General features: G+C 65.6%; 20 protein-coding genes, 2 tRNA genes and 1 riboswitch. Of the genes, 15 read left to right on the forward strand and 7 right to left on the reverse strand.

Annotated features, from left to right (window positions below; translation table 11 throughout):
• The first annotated feature begins 16 nt into the window (after positions 1-16).
• The 11 genes from I7X43_RS15315 to I7X43_RS15365 all read left to right on the forward strand — a co-directional run bounded on the left by I7X43_RS15315 (position 17) and on the right by I7X43_RS15365 (position 8,653).
• A complete protein-coding gene (locus I7X43_RS15315; RefSeq protein ID WP_198101825.1) occupies positions 17-385 on the forward strand; it encodes a nuclear transport factor 2 family protein in 369 nt (122 codons plus the stop codon).
• Positions 386-395: 10 nt separating this feature from the next.
• On the forward strand, positions 396-1,145 hold the full coding sequence (locus I7X43_RS15320) for a phosphoadenylyl-sulfate reductase (RefSeq protein ID WP_198101826.1): 750 nt from the start codon (positions 396-398) through the stop codon (positions 1,143-1,145).
• Complete coding sequence (cysD, locus tag I7X43_RS15325) at positions 1,142-2,107, forward strand: sulfate adenylyltransferase subunit CysD (protein ID WP_198101827.1); 966 nt, start codon at positions 1,142-1,144, stop codon at positions 2,105-2,107. The genes I7X43_RS15320 and cysD overlap by 4 nt, the downstream gene beginning before the upstream one ends.
• Positions 2,108-2,109: 2 nt before the next feature.
• On the forward strand, positions 2,110-3,399 hold the full coding sequence (locus tag I7X43_RS15330) for a sulfate adenylyltransferase subunit 1 (RefSeq protein ID WP_198101828.1): 1,290 nt from the start codon (positions 2,110-2,112) through the stop codon (positions 3,397-3,399).
• Positions 3,399-4,157, forward strand: a complete 759-nt coding sequence (gene cobA / locus I7X43_RS15335) for a uroporphyrinogen-III C-methyltransferase (protein WP_198101829.1) — start codon at positions 3,399-3,401, stop codon at positions 4,155-4,157. The genes I7X43_RS15330 and cobA overlap by 1 nt, the downstream gene beginning before the upstream one ends.
• A 40-nt stretch (positions 4,158-4,197) precedes the next feature.
• Positions 4,198-4,521, forward strand: coding sequence for a ferredoxin FdxA (fdxA, locus tag I7X43_RS15340; RefSeq protein ID WP_198101830.1), 324 nt, complete (start codon positions 4,198-4,200; stop codon positions 4,519-4,521).
• A complete protein-coding gene (locus I7X43_RS15345; RefSeq protein WP_198101831.1) occupies positions 4,521-5,609 on the forward strand; it encodes an NAD(P)/FAD-dependent oxidoreductase in 1,089 nt (362 codons plus the stop codon). Before fdxA ends, I7X43_RS15345 begins: the two co-directional genes overlap by 1 nt.
• A gap of 86 nt (positions 5,610-5,695) precedes the next feature.
• Positions 5,696-5,802: riboswitch (TPP riboswitch) on the forward strand.
• A 54-nt stretch (positions 5,803-5,856) separates the two neighbouring features.
• Positions 5,857-7,962 carry a TonB-dependent siderophore receptor gene (locus I7X43_RS15350; RefSeq protein WP_198101832.1) on the forward strand — a complete coding sequence of 702 codons (2,106 nt, stop codon included), beginning with the start codon at positions 5,857-5,859 and terminating at the stop codon, positions 7,960-7,962.
• Positions 7,963-8,011: 49 nt separating this feature from the next.
• Positions 8,012-8,087: transfer RNA gene (locus I7X43_RS15355), tRNA-Asn, on the forward strand.
• Positions 8,088-8,177: 90 nt separating this feature from the next.
• A tRNA-Asn gene (locus tag I7X43_RS15360) sits at positions 8,178-8,253 on the forward strand.
• 61 nt (positions 8,254-8,314) lie between these two features.
• Positions 8,315-8,653 carry a zinc ribbon domain-containing protein YjdM gene (locus I7X43_RS15365; RefSeq protein WP_198101833.1) on the forward strand — a complete coding sequence of 113 codons (339 nt, stop codon included), beginning with the start codon at positions 8,315-8,317 and terminating at the stop codon, positions 8,651-8,653.
• Between the two features lie 12 nt (positions 8,654-8,665).
• Here I7X43_RS15365 and I7X43_RS15370 read toward each other — a convergent pair whose 3' ends face one another.
• On the reverse strand, positions 8,666-9,637 hold the full coding sequence (locus tag I7X43_RS15370; protein WP_198101834.1) for an alpha/beta hydrolase family protein: 972 nt from the start codon (positions 9,635-9,637) through the stop codon (positions 8,666-8,668).
• An 84-nt stretch (positions 9,638-9,721) separates the two neighbouring features.
• Between I7X43_RS15370 and I7X43_RS15375 the strand changes: the two genes are divergently transcribed.
• The gene (locus I7X43_RS15375; protein ID WP_198101835.1) at positions 9,722-10,711 is read left to right on the forward strand and encodes a LysR family transcriptional regulator; all 990 of its coding nucleotides are present in this window, start codon (positions 9,722-9,724) and stop codon (positions 10,709-10,711) included.
• 454 nt (positions 10,712-11,165) lie between these two features.
• Here the strand turns inward: I7X43_RS15375 and I7X43_RS15380 are convergent, their stop codons facing one another.
• The 4 genes from I7X43_RS15380 to minC all read right to left on the reverse strand — a co-directional run bounded on the left by I7X43_RS15380 (position 11,166) and on the right by minC (position 14,199).
• A complete protein-coding gene (locus I7X43_RS15380; RefSeq protein ID WP_198101855.1) occupies positions 11,166-12,170 on the reverse strand; it encodes a tRNA dihydrouridine synthase in 1,005 nt (334 codons plus the stop codon).
• A gap of 159 nt (positions 12,171-12,329) precedes the next feature.
• A complete protein-coding gene (gene minE, locus I7X43_RS15385) occupies positions 12,330-12,590 on the reverse strand; it encodes a cell division topological specificity factor MinE (RefSeq protein ID WP_198101836.1) in 261 nt (86 codons plus the stop codon).
• 17 nt (positions 12,591-12,607) lie between these two features.
• Complete coding sequence (gene minD / locus I7X43_RS15390) at positions 12,608-13,420, reverse strand: septum site-determining protein MinD (protein ID WP_198101837.1); 813 nt, start codon at positions 13,418-13,420, stop codon at positions 12,608-12,610.
• A 44-nt stretch (positions 13,421-13,464) separates the two neighbouring features.
• Complete coding sequence (gene minC, locus I7X43_RS15395) at positions 13,465-14,199, reverse strand: septum site-determining protein MinC (RefSeq protein WP_198101838.1); 735 nt, start codon at positions 14,197-14,199, stop codon at positions 13,465-13,467.
• 645 nt (positions 14,200-14,844) lie between these two features.
• On the opposite strand from minC, the gene I7X43_RS15400 reads away from it, so the two are divergent.
• Entirely contained in the window at positions 14,845-15,498 is a 654-nt protein-coding gene (locus I7X43_RS15400) for a DUF2238 domain-containing protein (RefSeq protein WP_198101839.1), read from the forward strand.
• 7 nt (positions 15,499-15,505) lie between these two features.
• Here I7X43_RS15400 and I7X43_RS15405 read toward each other — a convergent pair whose 3' ends face one another.
• Positions 15,506-16,333 (reverse strand): M90 family metallopeptidase, encoded by an 828-nt coding sequence (locus I7X43_RS15405; RefSeq protein ID WP_198101840.1) that lies wholly within the window; start codon positions 16,331-16,333, stop codon positions 15,506-15,508.
• A gap of 30 nt (positions 16,334-16,363) precedes the next feature.
• Entirely contained in the window at positions 16,364-18,136 is a 1,773-nt protein-coding gene (ilvB, locus tag I7X43_RS15410) for a biosynthetic-type acetolactate synthase large subunit (protein ID WP_198101841.1), read from the reverse strand.
• 100 nt (positions 18,137-18,236) lie between these two features.
• Between ilvB and I7X43_RS15415 the strand changes: the two genes are divergently transcribed.
• The gene (locus I7X43_RS15415; protein ID WP_198101842.1) at positions 18,237-18,707 is read left to right on the forward strand and encodes an Lrp/AsnC family transcriptional regulator; all 471 of its coding nucleotides are present in this window, start codon (positions 18,237-18,239) and stop codon (positions 18,705-18,707) included.
• A gap of 86 nt (positions 18,708-18,793) precedes the next feature.
• The gene (locus I7X43_RS15420; protein WP_198101843.1) at positions 18,794-20,095 is read left to right on the forward strand and encodes a hypothetical protein; all 1,302 of its coding nucleotides are present in this window, start codon (positions 18,794-18,796) and stop codon (positions 20,093-20,095) included.
• Positions 20,096-20,191 lie beyond the last annotated feature (96 nt).

Genomic DNA, 20,191 nt, shown 5'->3' on the forward strand with positions numbered 1-20,191 from the left:
TTCAGAAAGCAAGACCATGAGCCGCACGCCCGTCCAAACCATTCAGGCCCAAGTCGACGCCTACAACCGCAAGGACTTGGAGGCCTTCTTGGCCACCTATGCCGAAGATGCGGAGCAATACACGCTGCACGGCGAGTTGCTGGCCAAAGGGCGCGAAACCTTGCGCGGCCGCTACCTGGAGCGCTTCACCGAACCCGACCTGCATGCGCAGATTCTGAGCCGCAGCACCATTGGGCATGTGGTGGTGGACACCGAACTCGTGACCCGCAACTTCCCGGGCGAGGGCAAGGGCACGATCGAGATGATCTGCATCTACGAGGTCGTGGACGGCTTGGTGCGCAAAGCCTCCTTCGTGCTGGGTCAGAAGCGTCTGTTCAAGGATTGAGAGCGCCCGCATGAGTGCCGCCCTGAGCCCCCTCGCTGCCGCCCCCACGTCGTCCGCCATTGCGCTGTACGCGCGCTGGTCGCGCGAGCTCGACGGCAAGATTGGCGCCGCCGTGGAGCGCCTGCAAGACGCCGCCGTGGCCCATGGCGCCGGCCTGGTGCAGAGCAGCAGCCTCGGGGTGGAAGACCTGGTCATCACCGACCTGATCGCCCGCCATCGGCTGCCCATTGACATCGCCACGCTGGACACCGGCAAGCTGCACGCCGAAACCTTAGGCCTGATCCCGCGCATCGCCGAGCGCTACGGCCGCGAGGTCGCGGTGTTCCAGCCGGTCAACGAGCAGGTCATCCAGTTCGTGCGCCGCGAGGGCGAAGAGGCGATGTTCAAGAGCATCGAGCTGCGCAAGGCCTGCTGCGGTGTGCGCAAGCTCGAACCGCTGGCGCGCATGCTGAAGGGCCGCAGTGCTTGGATCACCGGCCTGCGCCGCGAGCAGAGCGGCGCGCGTGCCGAGGTCGCCTTTGACGAGGACGATGGCCAGGGACGCCGCAAGCTCAGCCCGATCGCCGACTGGACCTGGGCCGAGGTCTGGGCCTATGTCGAACGCTTCGAGGTGCCCACCAATCCGCTGCACGACCAGTTCATGCCCAGCATCGGCTGCGCGCCCTGCACCCGCGCCATTGCGGTGGGCGAGGACTTTCGCGCCGGCCGCTGGTGGTGGGAGGACAGTTCCAAGGAGTGCGGTCTGCACGTCAAACCATGAATGCCGCTGTGAAACCCGAACACCTGATCGCCGAAGTCGACAACGCCCATCTGGACGCGCTGGAAGAAGAAGCCATCTTCATCCTGCGCGAGGTAGCCGCCAGCTTCGAGCGCCCCGCCCTGCTGTTCAGCGGCGGCAAGGATTCCTGCGTGGTGCTGCGCCTGGCCGAGAAGGCCTTCAAGCTGAAGGACAAGACGCATCCCAGCGGCTTCAAGGGCAGCCTGCCTTTCCCGCTGGTGCACATCGACACCGGGCACAACTTCCCCGAGGTCATCCAGTTTCGCGACCAGCGCGTGGCCGACATGGGCGAGCGCCTGTTGGTGGGGCATCTGGAGGACAGCATCGCCAAGGGCACCATCCGCTTGGCCCACCCGCTTGAAAGCCGCAACGGCCACCAGACGGTGACCCTGCTGGAGACCATCGAGGAGCACCGTTTCGACGCCTTGATTGGCGGTGCGCGGCGCGACGAAGAGAAGGCGCGCGCCAAGGAACGCATTTTCAGCCACCGCGATTCCTTCGGCCAATGGCAGCCCAAGGAGCAGCGCCCTGAACTGTGGACGCTCTTTAACACTCGCATCCGCCCCGGCGAGCACTTCCGCTGCTTCCCCATCAGCAACTGGACCGAGCTGGATGTGTGGCTCTACATCGCCCGCGAGGGCATCCCGCTGCCACCGATGTACTACGCGCACGAGCGTCAGGTCATCCGCCGCAAGGGCCTGCTGGTGCCGCTGACGGGCGTGACCCCGCCCGAACCGGGTGAGACGGTCGAGACCGCCGAGGTGCGCTTCCGCACCGTGGGCGACATGACCTGCACCTGCCCGGTCGAGAGCCCGGCGCGCAACGCCAGCGAGGTGGTGGCCGAGACGCTGACCGTCACCATCAGCGAGCGCGGCGCTACGCGCATGGACGATCGCACCAGCGACGCTTCGATGGAGCGCCGCAAGAAGGAAGGGTATTTCTGATCATGCAAGCGCTTCGTTTTCTCACCGCCGGCTCGGTGGACGACGGCAAGTCCACGCTGATCGGCCGCCTGCTGTTCGACAGCAAGGCCATCCTGGCCGACCAGCTCGACACCCTGGAGCGCCGCGCGGCGGGTAGCCCCATTGATCTCAGCCTGCTAACCGACGGCCTGGAGGCTGAGCGCGAGCAGGGCATCACCATCGATGTGGCCTACCGCTACTTCGCCACCAAGCAGCGCAAGTTCATCATTGCCGACGCCCCCGGCCACGAGCAATACACCCGCAACATGGTGACGGCCGCGGCCGGCAGCGACGCGGCCGTGGTGCTGGTGGACATCACCAAGCTGGACCTGAGTCAGCCCGAGGTGACGCTGCTGGCGCAGACGCGCCGCCACTCCCTGCTGGCTCAGTTGCTGCGCGTGCCCAGCCTCGTGTTTGCCATCAACAAGATCGATGCCATCGAGCAGCCCGGCCCCGGCTTCGACAAGGTCAAGCGCGCGCTCGACGCCTTTGCTCAGGCCGCCGGCCTGAACGTGGTGGCCACGGTGCCGGTGAGCGCCCTGCGCGGCGACAACGTCACCCAGCCGCTGGATGCCCCCTGGTGGAACGGCCCCTCTCTGCTCCAAGTGCTGGAGGGCCTGCCCTGCGTGCAGGAGCGCGTGGACGCGCCCTTGAGCCTGCCGGTCCAGTACGTGCAGAAGGATGCCTATCAAAGCGAGGGTGCGGGCTTCCAGCCCCGCGTGCTCTGGGGCCGCATCGCCCACGGGGCCGTGAAGGTGGGCGACGAAATCGAGGTGCTGCCCAGCCGCCAGAAGGCCGTAGTGGCGGGCCTGCGCCGCGCGGCCGAGGACGTGCAGCGCGGCCAAGCGGGCGAGTCGGTCGGCGTGATCCTGGACCGTCAGCTCGATGTGAGCCGGGGCGACTGGTTGGCCGAACCGGCCAAGGCGCAGCTGCAGAACCGCTTCCCCGCCACCCTGGCCTGGCTGGACACTGAGCCCGCCAAGCCCGGCCGCAAGTACTGGGTGCGCCATGGCAACCGCTGGGTGCAGGCGCGCATCGCCGCCATCGACTCGGTGCTGGACATCCACAGCCTGGAAGCCCGCGACGCGCACGAGCTCGGCGTCAACGCCATCGGTCGCGTGCAGATGGAAGTGCAGCACGAGCTGCCGGTCGAGCCCTTCGAAACCAACCGCGTGGGCGGCGCCTTGATCGTCGTGGACCCCGCCAGCCACCGCACCAGCGGTGCTCTGCTGGTCGATCGGCCCACGGCTGAAGCAACCGAGGAGGCCTGGTGATGGGCAAGGTGGTGTTTGTGAGTGCCGGCCCCGGCGCGGCCGACCTGATCACCCTGCGAGGGGTGCAGCGCCTCGCCCAAGCCGAAGTCGTGCTGTTCGATGCCTTGACCGACCCGGAATTGCGCGCGTTTGCGCCCCATGCTCGCTGGATTGACGTCGGCAAGCGGGGCTTCGCCCACGCCGTCAAGCAAACCGAAATCAATGCCCTCCTCGTCCAGTGCGGGCGTGAGTTTGACCGGGTCGTGCGCCTCAAAGGCGGCGACGCCTCGGTGTTCGGTCGCTTGGAAGAGGAACTGGAGGCCCTGGCTGCCGCGGGCCTTGAATCCGAAGTGGTCCCGGGGGTGACGGCCGCGCTCGCGGCCGCGGCGCAAGCCCAGCGACCCCTGACCCGGCGCGGCGCGGGGCGTAGCGTTTCCCTCTCCACCGCCATGACGCAAACCGGGGAATTGATTGCCAGCAAGACCGCCGACACCGAGGTCTTCTACATGGCCGGCAAGCAGCTTGCGGCCCTGCAGCGCCGACTCTTGAGTGCCGGCTGGGGGCCCGAGACACCCGCCCTGGTGGTCAGCCGCGCAGGGTGTTCGGACGCCCTCACCAGCACCCACCGGCTACAGGATTTGGCCGCCGCAACCGTGCTCCACCGAGGCCGCCCAACGGTGGTCACCGTGGGGGTCGGAGCCGCCCCGCTATCAACCCATGTCGAGAAAACATGTGCCGCATCAAGCACGTTCCCCAGGAAAACCCCCGTACCGATCTAAAATCCAAAGCTTTGCCTCAACCGCGAAGCGCCTACCCATCATGACCCACGTTGTGACCGAAGCCTGCATCCGCTGCAAATACACCGACTGCGTTGATGTCTGCCCCGTTGATTGCTTCCGCGAAGGCCCCAATTTCCTCACCATTGACCCGGACGAATGCATCGACTGCGCGGTCTGCATTCCCGAGTGCCCGGTGAACGCCATCGTCCCTGAAGAGGACGTCCCCGGTGATCAGCAGCACATGATCAAGCTCAATGCCGATCTGGCCAAGAAGTGGCCCTCGATCACCAAGCGCAAGAGCCCGCTGCCTGACGCCGACGACTGGAAAGACAAGACCGGCAAACTGCCCGAGTTGATCAAGTGATGGACAAAGCCACTCCCCACGCCGGTGTCATCGAGACCGACGCCGTCATCGTCGGCGCCGGCCCGGTCGGCCTCTTTCAAATCTTTGAACTGGGCCTGCTCGAAGTCAAAGCCCACATCATTGACTCGCTCGCCTACCCGGGCGGCCAGTGCATCGAGCTCTATCCCGACAAGCCGATCTACGACATCCCGGCCCTGCCCGTCGTCACCGGCAAGGAATTGACCGACAACCTGCTCAAGCAGGTCGAACCCTTTGGGGCGACTTTCCACCTGGGTCAGGAAGTGACCACCGTCGAAAAGCAAGAAGACGGCCGCTTCTTTGTCGCCACGAGCAAGGGCACGCAGTTCCTGACCAAGACCATCTTCATCGCCGGCGGTGTGGGCTCGTTCCAGCCGCGCACGCTGAAGGTCGACGGCATCGACAAGCACGAGGGCTCGCAAGTCCACTACCGCGTGCGCAACCCCAGCCAATTCGCCGGCAAGAACCTACTGATCGTCGGCGGCGGGGATTCAGCGCTGGACTGGGCGCTGAACTTCTGCGCCGGCAACGCCGATGGCAACCCGCACAAGGCCGAGAGCGTCATCTTGGTGCACCGCCGCGACGGCTTCCGGGCCGCCCCGGCATCGGTCGCCAAGATGCGCGAACTCTGCGAGCAGTACGAGATGCAGTTCATCGTCGGCCAGGTCACGGACCTGGACGAGGGTGACGACGGCCAACTCAAGGGCGTCAAGGTCACCGGCGGCGACGGCGTGACCCGCGTCGTGCCCTGTGACGAAGTGCTGGTCTTCTTCGGCCTCTCGCCCAAGCTCGGCCCGATTGCCGAATGGGGCCTGGCGCTGGAGCGCAAGCAAATCGTCGTGGACACCGAGAAGTTCTCGACCAGCGTGCCCGGCATCTTTGCCGTGGGCGATGTGAACACCTACCCGGGCAAGAAGAAGCTGATCCTCTCGGGCTTCCACGAAGCCGCACTGGCCGCCTTCGGCGCCATGCCCTTCATCAACCCCGAGAAGCGTGTGCACCTGCAGTACACGACGACCAGCCCCAAGCTGCACAAGGTGCTGGGCGTCGAGACTCCGGTGTTCGACTGAGCGGCTCCGCGCCCCCCATCAAGGCCACCCTTCGCGGTGGCCTTTTTTATGGGAGGCCCCGTCTCCCCGATGCCCATCCGGGCATCGCTCCACGCTAGGGGTGCTGGCCGCAGTTTCACCGCGTCCGGCTGAGAAAAACCCTTGGAACCTGAATCGAGGTAATCCTCGCGCAGGGAAGCGTGGTCAAGGCTCCGCACGCCTCGTGCTGGGCCCTGCCCGCCGACCTGCCATCTCCTCACCGATGGCAATGAAACAGAAGTTCGCTTTTCCCCTCACCCTGCTCGCCCTGGCTGCCGCAGCCACCGCGCAAGAGCAACTCCCCACCGTCTCGCTGACCAGCCGCAACGCCCAAGCCCCCGTGGCCAGCAGTGGCTTTGGGGACACCCCCAATGCCCGGCTGCCCTTGCAGGCGCTGCGCATCGACGCCGAGCGCCTGAGCGAGTTGGGCCTGCAGGGCCTCACCGCCCTGCCGCTGCTCGACGCCTCCATCAGCGACAGCTACAACGCGGTGGGCTACATCCCGCAGTTCAAGGTGCGGGGCTTCGACCTGGACACCCGCTTCAACCTGCGCCGCGACGGCCTGCCCATCAACGGCGAGACCGTGCTGCCGTTGTTCAACAAAGCAGCGCTGGAGGTGCTCAAGGGCGCCAGCGGCCTGCAGGCCGGCACCAGCGCACCGGCGGGGCTCTTGAACCTGATCGTCAAGCGGCCGGATGCCCAGCGCCTGGATCTGAGCCTGGGGTGGGAGAGCGCCAACAACCGCTTCGCCGGCCTGGACTGGGCCCAGCGTTTTGGTGCCGACCAAGCTTTTGGTGTGCGCATGAATGCGCAGGCCGCGCAGTTGGACCCCTGGGTGCACGACAGCACCGGCCGCAGCCGGGGCGCTGCCCTGGCGGCGGATTGGCGCCTGAGTCGCGACACGCTGCTGGAAGCCGAAGTCGAAACCCACGCCCAGCGCCAGCCCACGCAGCCGGGCTTCAGTCTGTTGGGCTCGCGCCTGCCCGACCCCAAGTCGGTGGACCTGCGCCGCAACCTGGGGCACACGGACTGGAGTCTGCCCAGCCGCTTCGAAGGCGACTACGGCTCGTTGCGCCTGCAGCATCGCCTGACGGCCGACTGGGGTCTGACCCTGCAGGCCGGCGCGCAGCGCGCACGCACCGATGACCGCGTGGCCTTCCCCTTTGGCTGCTACGCCGAAGACGACTACAGCCGCTACTGCAGCGATGGCAGCTTCGACCTCTACGACTTCCGCAGCGAGAACGAGCGCCGCCGCAGCGACGCCACGCGCGCCGCGCTGGACGGCAAGCTGAACCTGGCCGGCCTACAGCACCGGCTGCGGGCCGAGTGGGTGCACAGCCGCTACGAAGCCCGCCCGCAGCGCCAGGCTTACAACTGGGCCGGCAGCGGCTCGGTGTTCGGCGGGGGCAGCAGCAGCGCCGACCCCACGCTCAGTGACGAGAACACGGTTCGCGACGAGCGCAGCCATGAATTCGGATTGACCGACCAAGTGCAGTTCGGCGCTTTTGAAGTTTTCGCCGGCCTGCGCCACACCCAGCTCAAGCGCGCCGCCGTGCGCACCGACGGCAGCCGCGCCACAGCCTACTCGCAATCCTTCACCACCCCCTGGTTGGGGGCGACCTGGGAGTTGGCGCGCAACCTGCGCGTCTACGCCAGCAGTGGCCAAGGCATCGAGAGCGAAGTCATCCCCAACCGCAGCCGCTACGTCAACGCCGGCGCCCCGCTGCCCGCCCTGCGCAGCCGCCAAACCGAGCTCGGTCTCAAGGCCGGCAGCCAGACGGTGGACTGGAGCGTGGCGGCCTTTGACGTCACCCGCCCGCGCTGGCGCGACCTGGGCGCCTGCGACAGCAGCGCCGGCAGTTGCACGCGCAAGGCCGATGGCGAGCAGCAGCACCGCGGCCTGGAGGCGCAAGCCGACCTCAAGTGGCCAGGCGGCGGCCTGCTGGCCTCGGCGATGTGGCTGCGCGCGCGGCTGAACGGCAGTGCCGATGCGAGTTTGAACCGCAAGCGCCCCGAGAACGTGCCCTCCCGCAGCCTCAAGCTCAGCGTGCGCCAGGACGTGGCAACGGGCCTGGACCTTCAGGCTGGCCTAGTGCACGAAGGCGCACGGGCCGTGCTGCCGGACAACAGCCTGCTCCTGCCCAGTTGGACCCGCGTCGATGCCAGCGCGCGCTTCAGCCACACGGTGGGGGCCCACACGCTGCGCTGGCGCCTGGGCGTGGACAACCTGCTGAACCACAAGGCTTGGAAGGAGTCCCCCTACAGCTTTGGCCACACCTACCTCTACCCGCTGGCCCCCCGCACGGTGAGCCTGAGTCTCAACATTTTTCATTGAGACCTAGCGGCCAGCCCAAAAGCTGGTCTATACTCTTGGTCTTCGCTGTTCCCCGATAGCTCAGTCGGTAGAGCGCCGGACTGTTAATCCGTAGGTCCCTGGTTCGAGCCCAGGTCGGGGAGCCAAGAACAGCAACAAGCGCACCTGCTTCAGGTGCGTTTGTGTTTGAAGGACCGTCGCAACCGAATGGCGGCCTGAACAAAATTTGAATCTTTTCCCCGATAGCTCAGTCGGTAGAGCGCCGGACTGTTAATCCGTAGGTCCCTGGTTCGAGCCCAGGTCGGGGAGCCAAATCTGAACCCTCAGCATTGCAAAGTGCTGGGGGTTTTCTCTTTGCCTTCAAGGATCGCCCATGAGCACCCTGCCCGCCTGCCCCCAATGCCAATCCACCTACACCTATGAAGACGGCAGTCAGCTGGTGTGCCCGGAGTGCGGGCACGAGTGGTCGGCTCAGGCTGAGGCCAACGTCGAGGCCGCGCGCGTGGTGCGCGATGCCGTGGGCAATGTGCTGCAGGACGGCGACACCGTCACCCTGGTCAAAGACCTCAAGGTCAAGGGCAGTTCGCTGGTTGTCAAGGTCGGCACCAAGGTCAAGAACATCCGCCTGGTCGAAGCCGACCACGACATCGATTGCAAGATCGACGGCATTGGGGCCATGGGGCTCAAGTCGGAATTCGTGAAGAAGGTCTGACGGCGATTCCTCTCACGCCGCGGCCCCGCTCAGTTGCGGGACCCGGGCTTCCAGGCGTTCAAGCAGCAAGGGCCACAGGCGCTCGGCCGCCGTGCGCCGGAAGGGCCCAAAGTGGCCCAGCGACGGGAGCCCCACCTCTTCGGGGCGCAGGTGAAAGCGCTCCACCTTCGCCCCTACGCGCTGGAAGCAGTCCGCCAGCGCGTTCACCGCTTCCGGCGGCCCGTAGGTCAGGTCGTCGCTGAGGCTCCAGAGTTGCAGCTGACCGCGAAAGTCCTCCGGGCGGTACCAAGATTGGCACTCGGGGTCGTCCAAAAAATACCCCGGCGACACACCCCAGCGCGCCCAGTCCAGGGCGGCCGCAGCCGGCAAGGCCTCGCCACCCCCCAAGGCCCAGCCGGGCAATCGACCGGTGCTCCGCACCCAGGCGGGAATCCAGGTCGAGAAGAAGAACCGCGTGAGCTGGCGCCGCCAGCCGGACGGCCACAGGCCCCAGTAACCGAACTGAGAGCCCAAGGTCACCGCCGCATCCAGGTGAACCAGGCCTTCGATCAGCGGCAGCCCGTTGCCCCCCAGCGAGTGCCCCACCCACACCAGCGGCAAGCGGTTGACCCCTTGGCCCGCCCGCTGTCGTGCCGCCGCCAAGGCGGCTGACAGGTCCAGCCGCACCCAGTTTCGCAGGCTGGGCCCTGGGGCCGCCCGGGAGTGGCCCATGCCGCGGTAGTCAAACGTCAGCACGGCATAGCCTCGACTCGCCAACCACAGGGCAAAAGCCCGGTAGTAGCCCTGCGGCACCCCGGTGGCGGGCGCCACCACCGCCACGGCTCGCGCCGTTTGGCGAGGCTCGAACACACAGCCCCGCAGGGCCGCACCGTCAGCCGCCTCAAAAACGAGCGGGCGTCCCCCGAATTCTTCCGACCAACCGGCCTGCAAGTGGGCCAGATCGGGGGAGCCCATCTGGGCCGGCCATTGCGCGCTGAAGTGCATGTGCGTCTCCAAGTTTTCAGGAGGGGCATCGTAAAAATGCGCGAATAAGTTGACTAGATAGCACTATGTCAACAAACTGGTTACATGAAATCAACAATTGACCGCCGGCCGCCGTTGTCTGCCACCGAATTGCGGCGGCAGCGAGAACGTATTGATTTGGATGCGAACGCCCTGGAGCTCTACGCCCGTGTGGTGGCCGCCGGCAGCTTCGCCCATGCGGCCCGCCAATTGGGTCTGACCCGAGCCGCGGTCAGCCGCCGAGTGGCCGCCATCGAAGACCGCGTGGGGCAAGCCCTGTTCGCCCGCACCACCCGAAGCTTGGGCCTGACCGACGCAGGTCGCCAACTGGCTCGGCGCGCCCAAGCAGTCCGTGAAGCCGCCGACGCCGCCCGTCAAGGGTGGCGCCGGGGCGCTGAGTCCCTGGAAGGGCTCTTGCGTATCACCTCGGTGCCCAGTTTCGGCGTTCACGTGCTGATGCCCTTGCTGCGAGGGTTTCAACAGCAGCACCCTGGGGTGCAGTTCGAGTGCCTGTTCACGGACCGCCGGCTGGATTTGCTGCGCGAGAGTGTTGATGTGGCCTTTCGCATCACCCAAATGCCGCCCTTGGATTGGGTCGCCCAGCCCGTGATGAGATTTCGTATTGGCGCCTATGGGACGCCGGGGCCCGCGTTGCCCGATCCTCAGGCGCTCGCGCAGCAACCGCTGCTGCTGTTGGGGGGCGCCACTGAGGCCCTCAACCTCAATTGGCTCCACGACAACGGGGGTCGCCAGAGTGTGACCGTCTCTCCCGCGCTGTGCGCCGACTCCTTGGACGCCCTGTTGACCGTCGCGCGCCTGGGGGGCGGCGTGGCCCTGGCCCCCGATTTCTGCGCGCAGGCGGACGTCGAAGCGGGCCGACTGGCGGACCGACTGCCCGGCTGGCAGTTGCCGATCGCAGAAGGGAACGAAATTCAGGCACTTACCTTGCCGGCCGCCGCTGCCGGGGTCAAAGCGCGGGCCTTGGTACATTGGGTCAGCGATGCCCTGACGGCATCACACACTGCCCAATTCAAGCCCGGCGTGCCCGACGCCTAAGACCCAGCACGTCCTTACTCAATTAGCCCCGCGTGCAAACACAAGGGTTTGCAAACTCGTAGCCGACCGCCCCCCGCGCAAATAGGTAGTTTTCTCTGGCGTGTTCACTGAGTGAGTCAAGGTCCACGTTGCCTTTGGCATCACACGGGAAACAAAAGCCCCGCCCCACATGAAACAGCGACTGAAAACGCAACTCGAAAGCCATAACCGGGCAAGCGGACAGACTGGAGAGGGGGGCCATGATGTACTCCTTCAGGCGCCACAACAGGGGTTTCGGCAAACCCTGCGCTCAAGTTAGGCCCCATGGCCCCTGCTGACGAGGGATGAACGTCGCTCCCGGGGGTCAGCGTTGACCGCCGGCGGGTGTCAGAAACGCACTGACAGGCCCCCATACGATCGAGGTCTATCCCCGTTCGCTGTGGACAAGTTCGTGGATGACGTCTGGGGCAAGAGGCTAAGTGCTTGTCGCGACTGACAAAGCCTCGCCTTGCTGCATTTTTTGGCAGGGCGAAATCGCCCCCACGGCAGGCGGTGGCAATGCCGCTCGAAGCGCCTGTTCAAAGGCCGCGGGTGCTTGCACCGCGCGCACCGCCTGGTAAACCGTTTCAGCCTCCGTGTGGGTGCGCCGCAAGTAGTGCAACCATTGCTTCAAACGCCCGGCTTGGTGCTTGGAGGCCACGCGCCCTTGAACGCGCGCCCAGTAGGACCAGAGCGAGGGCACCAGGTCCGCCCACGGGGCCAAGCGAGACATCAACCCCACATCATGGGCACGCAGCGCCAGCGGCAGGCTGGGGTCCGCCACAGCCCCCCGACCGAGCATCAAGTCGGCGCACCCGCTTTCCGCCCGGGCCTGCAGCGCATCGCGAACCGTCCAGATTTCTCCGTTGGCAATCAAGGGAATCGAGACTGCAGCCCGAATGGTGCCGATCTCCGCCCAGTACGCCGGCGGCTTGTACCCCTGGCGTTTGGTGCGCGCATGCACGACCAACTCGGCTGCACCGCCCGAGGCCAGCGCCCGGGCACAGTCCAGCATGCGCGCCGAGTCTTCATTCCCCAAGCGCATCTTGGCGCTCACTGGAATGCGCGAAGGCACCGCCCTGCGCACCTTCTGGACGATGACATGTAGCAAGTCCGGCTCATCGAGCAAGACGGCCCCGCCCCGGTGACGATTCACACATTTGGCCGGGCAGCCAAAATTGAGGTCAATTCCCGGCGGGTTCAATTCCGCCAGTCGGGCGGCGTTCTCAGCCAGGCAAACCGGGTCAGATCCCAGCAGCTGGGGGCGCACCGGCGTACCGGCTTCGGTCTGCCCGCCGCGCAGCAATTCGGGCACGATGCGCGTGAACACCCGGCGGGGCATCAATTGATCGGTGATGCGGATGAACTCGCTCACCGCGCCGTCGACCCCGCCCAGTGCGGTCAATTCTTCGCGCAGCAAATGATCGAGCAGGCCCTCCATGGGCGCCAGCAGGATGCGGGGCGGGGATGCGGGAGGCGCACTGTCCACGCCAGCTGTGGACAAGTCCGTGCATGACGGCTGAGCCATGGCGCTAAGTGCTTGATAAATAACAGGATTACCCACCCTGCTCTGTTTTTAAGCAGGGTGGACTCCGCACCCTCAACGGGCGTCGGGGAGCTCGATCTTGACGGCGAGCACTTCCAGGTTGTCCTGCTGCTCCCGCTCCACCAAGACCGCCGAGGGATCGACCTTGACGTACTTGCTAATCACCGCGATCAGCTCGGCCTTGAGCTGCGGCAGGTAGTCGGGCGTACCGGCGTTGCGACCGCTGCGCTCGTGGGCCAGGATCAATTGCAGGCGCTCTTTGGCGACGGAAGCCGTCTGCTTCTTCTCGCCCAGGAAAAAAGACATGAAGCCCATGGACCGCTCCTTGTGCTTCAACGGCCAAACAGGCGCTTGAAGAAGCCCTGCTTTTCGGCTTCGATGAACCGCATGGGCTTGCTCTCGCCGAGGAAGCGGTCGATCACATCCAGGTAGGCGTCCGCAACATGGGTGTTTTTCATCAAAATGGCCGGCACCCCTTGGTTGGACGCCTGCAACACCGCCTCGCTCTCCGGAATCACACCAATCAACGGGGTGCGCAGGATTTCGTGGATGTCGTCCAAGCTCAGCATCTGCCCGCCTTCCACCCGGCTCGGGTTGTAGCGCGTGATCAGCAGATGCTCCTTGATGGGCTCGCGGCCGTCGATGGCACGCTGGGTTTTGCTACTGAGCATGCCCAGGATGCGGTCCGAGTCGCGCACCGAGCTGACCTCGGGGTTGGTGACGATCAAGGCCTCATCGGCGTAGTGCATGGCCATCAGCGCCCCAGTCTCGATGCCGGCGGGCGAATCGCAAACGATGTAATCAAAGCCCATCTCGGCCAGTTCGTCGAGCACGCGCTTGACGCCGTCCTGCGTCAAGGCGTCCTTGTCGCGCGTCTGGCTGGCGGCCAGGATGAACAGGTTCTCGTGCTGCTTGTCCTTGATCAGCGCCTGGCTGAGCTTGACGCCGTCCTGGATGACATTGATGAAGTCATACACCACGCGACGTTCAACACCCAGGATCAAGTCCAGGTTGCGCAGGCCGACGTCAAAGTCAATGACGGCGGTCTTCTTGCCGCGCAGGGCCAGGCCGGTGGCAAAGCTGGCGCTGGTCGTGGTCTTGCCCACGCCGCCTTTGCCAGAGGTCACGACAACGATCTTGGTCATGCAGTTGGTCTCTCGAAAATCGGGGTCAGAAATCAGGAAATGCGTCAAAAGCGCAGCGGCTCCATCAGCAACTTATCCCCCTCCAACCGGACTTGTGCTGGCTTGGCCAGCACCTCCGGCGGCAAGGGCTTTTCAGCGGTCCGAAACGTGCCTGCAATGGCCAGCAACTCGGCCTCCAGACAGTGAGCAAAGATGCGGGCTTCGGTAAACCCCCGCGCACCTGCGATGGCCCGCCCGCGCAGAGCGCCATACACATGAATGTGCCCGTCCGCCAGCACCTCCGCACCATGGCTGACCAACCCCAGAACGATGAGATCGGCATCACGGGCGTAGACCTGCTGCCCACTGCGAAGCGGGCGGTCCACGATCAGCGCCGGCTTGCCCGCCGGGCTGGGAGCGGGCGCGGCGAGAGGCGGCGCTGCCGGAGCGGGCGCCGGAATCGCGGCCTCGCTCGACGCGGTCAGGGCACCGTCACTCAAGGCCAAGCCCAATGCGGACAACCGGGCCACCTCATCGGGCGCCAAATGCTGAAACCCACTGACGGCGACAGGGCGGAGTTGCCACTGGCGCAGCGCCTCCACCAGCCCAGACCAGTCCATGCCGGCCCCCGGGGGCAACTCGCTCACATCGAGGCAGAGGGCCTCGCCGTCAAACGCGCCCGCAACTGCCGCCCACTGCTCGCGCATTTGGGCCACCAACTCGGCCACCGAACGGCTGCGCACAGCCAACTGAAGGGCCGACAGCTGGGTGGATTTGAGTTCAAGGCGGGCTGCGGTCATGGGGCGCGCAAAAAGGCGGCATTTTAGGCGCGCGATGACCGCGTCTCGTCCGGGGACACCCCAGGAGCGAACAAAGTTCGCGCACCTGAGCCCGCCACCCTCGGACTTACCCCCAGTTCTGGCCCGAGCCCGGCTCGCACCCGGTAGCCGACTGTCACCCTGCTTGCGACCCCATGGACAACCAGAAAAAAGATATAAGTTATTGATTTATAAGGAATCATTTTTGCTGCCTAAATTTTGTGCAGGTCAAGCAAACCCGCATGAAATCAGGTGCTTTGGCGCCCCCGGGCAGAGTTACTCACACAGTTATCCACAGAATCGGTGAATACTTGTGAAAACCGAGTCAATTCAAAGACTTAGAAGGGCAGGTTGAAGAAAAACATCTTGCCGACAGCGAGGCCAAACGCTCCCCCCTGGGCCACGGGGGGACAAATACGGGGTTAAGGGGCTTGACTTGTCCCCAAAAATCTGGGGGCGGTATTTTGCTGGCGCGCCCATCACCCGGGCTGTCGAGACAACTTGTAACCCATTGATTCAAAAAGATTATTTTGACTACATGGGCTTTCTGAGATGATTCATGCTGACGATCAATCAAGCACTTAGCGCATTTTTCGGCAGGTTGCTCACAAAGTTATCCACACCATCATGCTCACCCCCCTCGGTTCACCACGCCATACCTTGTCGCCGGCCCAGTTCTTCGTCGGCGCCTTGGGCGTGACCCTGGCCCTGTTGGCCTCGGGTTGGGCCCCCTTTGACCGCGCAACGTGGTGGATGGAGGTGGCGCCGGTGATCGTGGCGCTACCGCTCTTGGCCCTGACCCAGCGCCGCTACCCCCTGACCACCCTGCTTTACGGTGCCATTGCGCTGCACGCGCTGGTCCTGATTCTGGGCGGCGCCTACACCTATGCCCGGGTGCCCCTGGGCTTCACGGTGCAGGAGTGGTTCGGTCTCTCGCGCAACCCGTATGACAAGTTCGGCCACTTCCTGCAGGGCCTTGTGCCGGCGCTGGCCACCCGTGAAATCCTGGTTCGCGGTCACCACGTTCGCGGCCCGCGCATGCTGGCTTTTCTGGTGCTGTGTGTTGCCCTGGCGATCAGTGCGGTTTATGAGTTGATTGAATGGGCCGCCGCTTTGATGCTCGGGCAGGGTGCCGATGAATTTTTAGGCACCCAGGGCGACCCGTGGGATACGCAGTCCGACATGGCCATGGCCGGGCTGGGCGCCCTGGTCACCTTGGCCGTTCTGTCCCCCTGGCACGACCGCCACTTGGGCGATCGGCCCGGCCCACGCACCCGCTGATGCGCGTTCAGCCGCCCGCCCACGCGGCGGGGTTCAGCCGATAAAACCGGGCCAGCTCCCGGTACACGGCCGGCCACTCGGCCCGCAGGGCCGCCGGACGCTCAAAAAAACACTCACTGGCCACTGCGAAGAACTCGGCCGGCGCTGTGGCCGCGTAGTCGCCCAAGAGCGAGGGCTCCCCTTGTGCCAAGCAGGCCCGCAACTCGTCAAAGGCTTGCTGCATCACCGCACTCCATCGGGCATGGTCGGCGGCCGAGGCCAGCGGCGGCGCCCCGTTGGCCCCTCCGTTGACTTGGTCCAGTTGATGGGCGAACTCATGAATCACCACGTTTTGCCCATCATCGGGATCTGCTGCGCCTGCCCGCACGTCTTCCCACGACAGCAACACCTGGCCTTGAACCCAACTCTCGCCCGCCAGCGCGCGGCGCTGGTCTTGCACCACGCCCCCCGGTTCATTCACGGGGCGCTCAACCCAGAACGCGCCCGGGTAGAGCAGCACCTGTCGCAGCTCGGGGTAATAGCCCCGGGTCGCCCCCAGCAAGGGCAGGCAGGCCTGGGCGGCCACGGTGACTCGCATCTCGTCTGTCACGGTCAGACCCGCGCAACCGATGATGGGTTTTTCGGCCAAAAAAACTTGGATCAGGCCTTTCAACCGCAACTGCAGGGGCGCCGGCAATCGTGCCACCGCCGGCACCCGGCGCCGCAGAATGCGCCGCCATGCCGCGGGAAAAGGTTGCGCGCGCAGCCGGGCCCGCCGCAGGGACCGCCACCACGGTTCGGCCAGCCACCACGCCATCAGCCCCAAGGCCAACGCCAGCACAACAAGTAAAGCCATGCCCGTCATGTGGCGGCCGGCGCGTCAAATTCAAGCGGGTCTGAGCACCATCTCGTGGTGACCGGCACCGGCAGGAATCATGGGATAGCAGTTCTCTTCCGCCCGCACCTGAACATCCAGAAAGTACGGCTGGTCACTGAGCAAGCATTCGGCGAGCGCGCCCTCGAGTTCGCCCCGGGCGCTGACTTGCCGCGCCTGCCACCCAAACCCCCGCGCCACTTGAACAAAGTCCGGCAGCGCCTCGGTGTATGAGTGGCTGTAACGCCGGTCGTAATGCAGCTCTTGCCACTGGCGCACCATGCCCATGCGACCGTTGTTCACCAAGACGAGCTTGACCGCCGCGCGGTGCTGAACGGCTGTGGCCAGTTCCTGCAGGTTCATCAGCACGGAGGCATCGCCGCTCACACAGACCACTGTTCGGTCCGGGTGCGCGATTTGCGCGCCAATCGCCGCCGGTAGGCCGTACCCCATGGTGCCGGCCCCGCCGCTGGTCAGAAAGCGCCGAGGCTGCTCAAAGCCGAGGTGCTGGGCCGCCCACATCTGGTGCTGGCCCACATCCGTGCTCACGATGGCGTCTCGCGCCCGAACCCAGGGAGCCAGGGCACGCAACAGCGCCTGCGGCACGATGTGCACCGGGTCATCCTGAAAATCCAGGCAGCGGCGCGCACGCCAGGCCTCAATCTGCGCCCACCAGGCCTGCAAATCGGGTTGCGCCCGCGCGCCCCAGGCCTGCAGCAAGAAGTTCAAACTGTCCTCGCAATCCCCCACCAGGGCCAAGCGCGGTGCCACCACGCGCCCGATCTGCGCCGGGTCAATGTCCAAGTGGATAAAGCTGGCCTGAGGGCAAAAGTCCTGCAGCCGACTGGTGACCCGATCATCAAATCGCGCCCCCACTGCGACGATCAAGTCCGCCTCGTGCATCGCCAAGTTGGCCTCTACCGTGCCGTGCATGCCCAGCATCCCCAACCACTGCGGGGCACTGGCGGGGAAGGCCCCCAACCCCATCAGCGTCAGCGTGCACGGGGCACCGACGCGCTGCACCAGTTGCGTGAAAGCCCGGCAGGCGCCCTCGCCGGCACTGATCAACCCCCCACCTCCATAGAACACAGGGCGACGCGACGCGCTCAGGGCCACTGCGGCCAACTCGGCCCGGGCCCGCAGCGCTGCCGTGGCGTTGGAGTCCAGCACGGGGGGCGGGCCTGCGGGGGTGGAGGCCGCCGGTGGGCCAACCTCACAGCCCGACGCCAGCGTCTGCGCCTGCACATCTTTCGGCACATCGAGCAACACCGGCCCGGGCCGCCCTTGCTGCGCCAGCGCGAACGCGCGGCGCACGGTGGGCTCGATGGCGTCAGCCGACTGCACCTGATGGTTCCACTTGGTGACCGTCCGCGTGATGCCCAGCGCATCGCACTCCTGAAAGGCTTGCGTCCCAATCGCATCCCGCCGCACCTGCCCACTGATCACGAGCAGGGGAATGGAGTCCGAATGGGCATCCAACAAGCCCGACACGGTATTGGCCACGCCGGGGCCAGACGTCACGAACACCACCCCCACCCGACCGGTGCTGCGGGCGTAGCCCTCAGCCGCGTGCACGGCGGCTTGCTCGTGGCGCACCAGCACGTGGTGCAGGCGGGGTTCCCCGTGCAGGGCGTCGTAAAGCGGCAACACGGCACCGCCGGGGTAGCCGAACACCGTGTCCACCCCCAGCTCCAACAGGACCCGGATCAGCCGCTCGGCCCCCGTTTCAGCGCGAGGCGGGGCGACGAGGTTCTGCAACGCGGCAGCGCAAAGGGGAGCATTCATGCCCACAACTTTGCCGAATTTGATCCGGAAAAGGCTGCTGATTTGCCTGTGAAAATGCATTCAATCAGCAAAGTATTCTTTGATAATAAATATCTACAGCATGAATACCTTTGACAAGTTTGACCGCGCCATTCTGGCCGCCTTGCAGCGTGACGCGCGCATGAGCCTGAACGAGCTCAGCAAAACCGTCGGCCTGACCAGCTCGCCCTGCTGGGCCCGCATCAAGCGGCTCGAAGAAGCGGGCGTAATTGAGGGCTACACCGTGCGCCTGAATGCCGAAAAGCTGGGGCTGGGCGACACGGTCATCGTGCAGGTCACCCTGGACAGCCACTCCGACGAAGCGCTGTTCGCTTTCGGCCGTGCGCTGGCGGACATCCCCGAAGTGCTGGACGCCTACTTGGTGTCAGGCGACTACGACTACATCATTCGCATCGCCGTCGAAAACACCCGCGATTACGAACGCCTGCTGCGCGAACGGCTCTACAAGATCCCCGGCATCCGCCACAGCAAGAGCAGTTTCGTACTGCGCTGCCTGAAAAACAGCCCGCTGCCCCTGCTGCCCCGCTCCTGAAGCCCGTGGGCCAACCCGCAGCGCAGCATCCATTTGCCGCCCAGATACTCGCGGGCCTTCAGGGAGACGACCGTTAGAGACCTCCGATGACTTGGAAAAAACGAAGGATCGCCACCTTCACGTTTTTGGCCTTCGCGCTCCTGTTGGGGCTGTGGCTAGCCGCACGGCACCAAGTCCAATTGGAGCAAGCCGACGGCGCGCCCAACACGGCCGCCGCGCAGGCCTCGCGGCCTTCAGCGTCGCTGGCGCTCAACCCGACAGCTTTGCCGACTGCCCCGAGCACGCGCCCAACTCCCCCATCTGCGCCTCTCACCGAGCGCGAACGACGCTGGCAGGAGCGGGATCGGGCGTGGTGTGATCAAGGCACCCAGGTCACCGCCGGGGCCTCGCGCAAAGGACCCTCGAGTGAATCAGCCGAGCGCATTTCCGAGGCCCTAGAGAAAGAGCAGCGCGTCGCCTGGGCCGACCTGACTCGCGAATGGGAGCAGACCCTGCGCGCCCAAGCCGACCCCGCCTCACAGGCCACGGCGGAGACCCTCTGGATGGTGCGCAACCGAGGGGCCGACACCGCTGCGGTTGTAGACCGACTGACCGACCTGGCCCAACGCACCCGCCTGCCCTACGTGGTCGGGCTGGCCGCGCAGAGCGCCTGCTGGTCTTCACACACGGACCCCAAGTGTCAAGCCGCGCTCAAAATTTGGTTGGAGGTCGAGCCCCACAACCTTCAGGCGCTTCAATATTCACCCCCCGAACGCAACGCTGAACCGGCCGCCGTGCACCTCTACATGGATCGGCTGATGACGGCCCGCGAAAGTCGCAACCCCCAGGTGGAGTTCATCCAAAGACTCTGGAATTTGGAAGGGGACCTGCCGCCCGGCTTGCGCCGGACCACCCGAAGTGTGGGTTTGATCGGCCTGTGGGCCGCCACGCAGGCCGGTCGTTGGTCCGCATTGACCGGTCTGTGCAAAAGTCTGAGCGCAAGGGGCGGGGACCCCCATCGCTGCGGCGAAGTGGCGGACCACCTGTGGCCTCTGCTGCGCCGCAATGCCTTTGACGAAACCCTCTTACTGGCGCTGGCGCGGACGGCGCCGAGTCGGTCGACAGACTGGGCGGCCCGGGCAGAGGAGACGGAAGCGCGTACTCAGTGGGCAACGCACGAATTCATCGAGCAGAGTCAGCCCTGGATTGAACAGGACTTGGCCTGTCACTCGGCCAGCCCGATGCAAGACTACGCACGGGACCTGTTCATGCAGGGCGAGATCGCAGCGCTCAACGCCCGAATGCCCCGCGACCCCGCCGCCCGCGCCGCGCTGGCGAAGCGTTTTCGTGACAAACGCGGACGGGGATTGCTGGAGAACCCGGCGTCCGGAGGGGGTGCCGGGCGCTGAGCCCCGCCTTAATCACGGGGCTCCGCTGGCAAAACCCTGGGGTGCCGCACCCGCCCCAAAAGCGTATGCTGGCCCTCCGCCCCAAGCCCCCTTTCA

The organism is Inhella gelatinilytica (assembly GCF_016093295.1).
Lineage (GTDB): Bacteria > Pseudomonadota > Gammaproteobacteria > Burkholderiales > Burkholderiaceae_C > Inhella > Inhella gelatinilytica.

What these genes read in the sequence shown, in the direction of transcription:
- I7X43_RS15315 (WP_198101825.1), top strand. Translation starts at nt 17, where the DNA reads ATGAGCCGCACGCCCGTCCAAACCATTCAGGCCCAAGTCGACGCCTAC.
- I7X43_RS15320 (WP_198101826.1), top strand. Translation starts at nt 396, where the DNA reads ATGAGTGCCGCCCTGAGCCCCCTCGCTGCCGCCCCCACGTCGTCCGCC.
- cysD (WP_198101827.1), top strand. Translation starts at nt 1,142, where the DNA reads ATGAATGCCGCTGTGAAACCCGAACACCTGATCGCCGAAGTCGACAAC.
- I7X43_RS15330 (WP_198101828.1), top strand. Translation starts at nt 2,110, where the DNA reads ATGCAAGCGCTTCGTTTTCTCACCGCCGGCTCGGTGGACGACGGCAAG.
- cobA (WP_198101829.1), top strand. Translation starts at nt 3,399, where the DNA reads ATGGGCAAGGTGGTGTTTGTGAGTGCCGGCCCCGGCGCGGCCGACCTG.
- fdxA (WP_198101830.1), top strand. Translation starts at nt 4,198, where the DNA reads ATGACCCACGTTGTGACCGAAGCCTGCATCCGCTGCAAATACACCGAC.
- I7X43_RS15345 (WP_198101831.1), top strand. Translation starts at nt 4,521, where the DNA reads ATGGACAAAGCCACTCCCCACGCCGGTGTCATCGAGACCGACGCCGTC.
- I7X43_RS15350 (WP_198101832.1), top strand. Translation starts at nt 5,857, where the DNA reads ATGAAACAGAAGTTCGCTTTTCCCCTCACCCTGCTCGCCCTGGCTGCC.
- I7X43_RS15365 (WP_198101833.1), top strand. Translation starts at nt 8,315, where the DNA reads ATGAGCACCCTGCCCGCCTGCCCCCAATGCCAATCCACCTACACCTAT.
- I7X43_RS15370 (WP_198101834.1), bottom strand. Translation starts at nt 9,637, where the DNA reads ATGCACTTCAGCGCGCAATGGCCGGCCCAGATGGGCTCCCCCGATCTG.
- I7X43_RS15375 (WP_198101835.1), top strand. Translation starts at nt 9,722, where the DNA reads ATGAAATCAACAATTGACCGCCGGCCGCCGTTGTCTGCCACCGAATTG.
- I7X43_RS15380 (WP_198101855.1), bottom strand. Translation starts at nt 12,170, where the DNA reads ATGGAGGGCCTGCTCGATCATTTGCTGCGCGAAGAATTGACCGCACTG.
- minE (WP_198101836.1), bottom strand. Translation starts at nt 12,590, where the DNA reads ATGGGCTTCATGTCTTTTTTCCTGGGCGAGAAGAAGCAGACGGCTTCC.
- minD (WP_198101837.1), bottom strand. Translation starts at nt 13,420, where the DNA reads ATGACCAAGATCGTTGTCGTGACCTCTGGCAAAGGCGGCGTGGGCAAG.
- minC (WP_198101838.1), bottom strand. Translation starts at nt 14,199, where the DNA reads ATGACCGCAGCCCGCCTTGAACTCAAATCCACCCAGCTGTCGGCCCTT.
- I7X43_RS15400 (WP_198101839.1), top strand. Translation starts at nt 14,845, where the DNA reads ATGCTCACCCCCCTCGGTTCACCACGCCATACCTTGTCGCCGGCCCAG.
- I7X43_RS15405 (WP_198101840.1), bottom strand. Translation starts at nt 16,333, where the DNA reads ATGGCTTTACTTGTTGTGCTGGCGTTGGCCTTGGGGCTGATGGCGTGG.
- ilvB (WP_198101841.1), bottom strand. Translation starts at nt 18,136, where the DNA reads ATGAATGCTCCCCTTTGCGCTGCCGCGTTGCAGAACCTCGTCGCCCCG.
- I7X43_RS15415 (WP_198101842.1), top strand. Translation starts at nt 18,237, where the DNA reads ATGAATACCTTTGACAAGTTTGACCGCGCCATTCTGGCCGCCTTGCAG.
- I7X43_RS15420 (WP_198101843.1), top strand. Translation starts at nt 18,794, where the DNA reads ATGACTTGGAAAAAACGAAGGATCGCCACCTTCACGTTTTTGGCCTTC.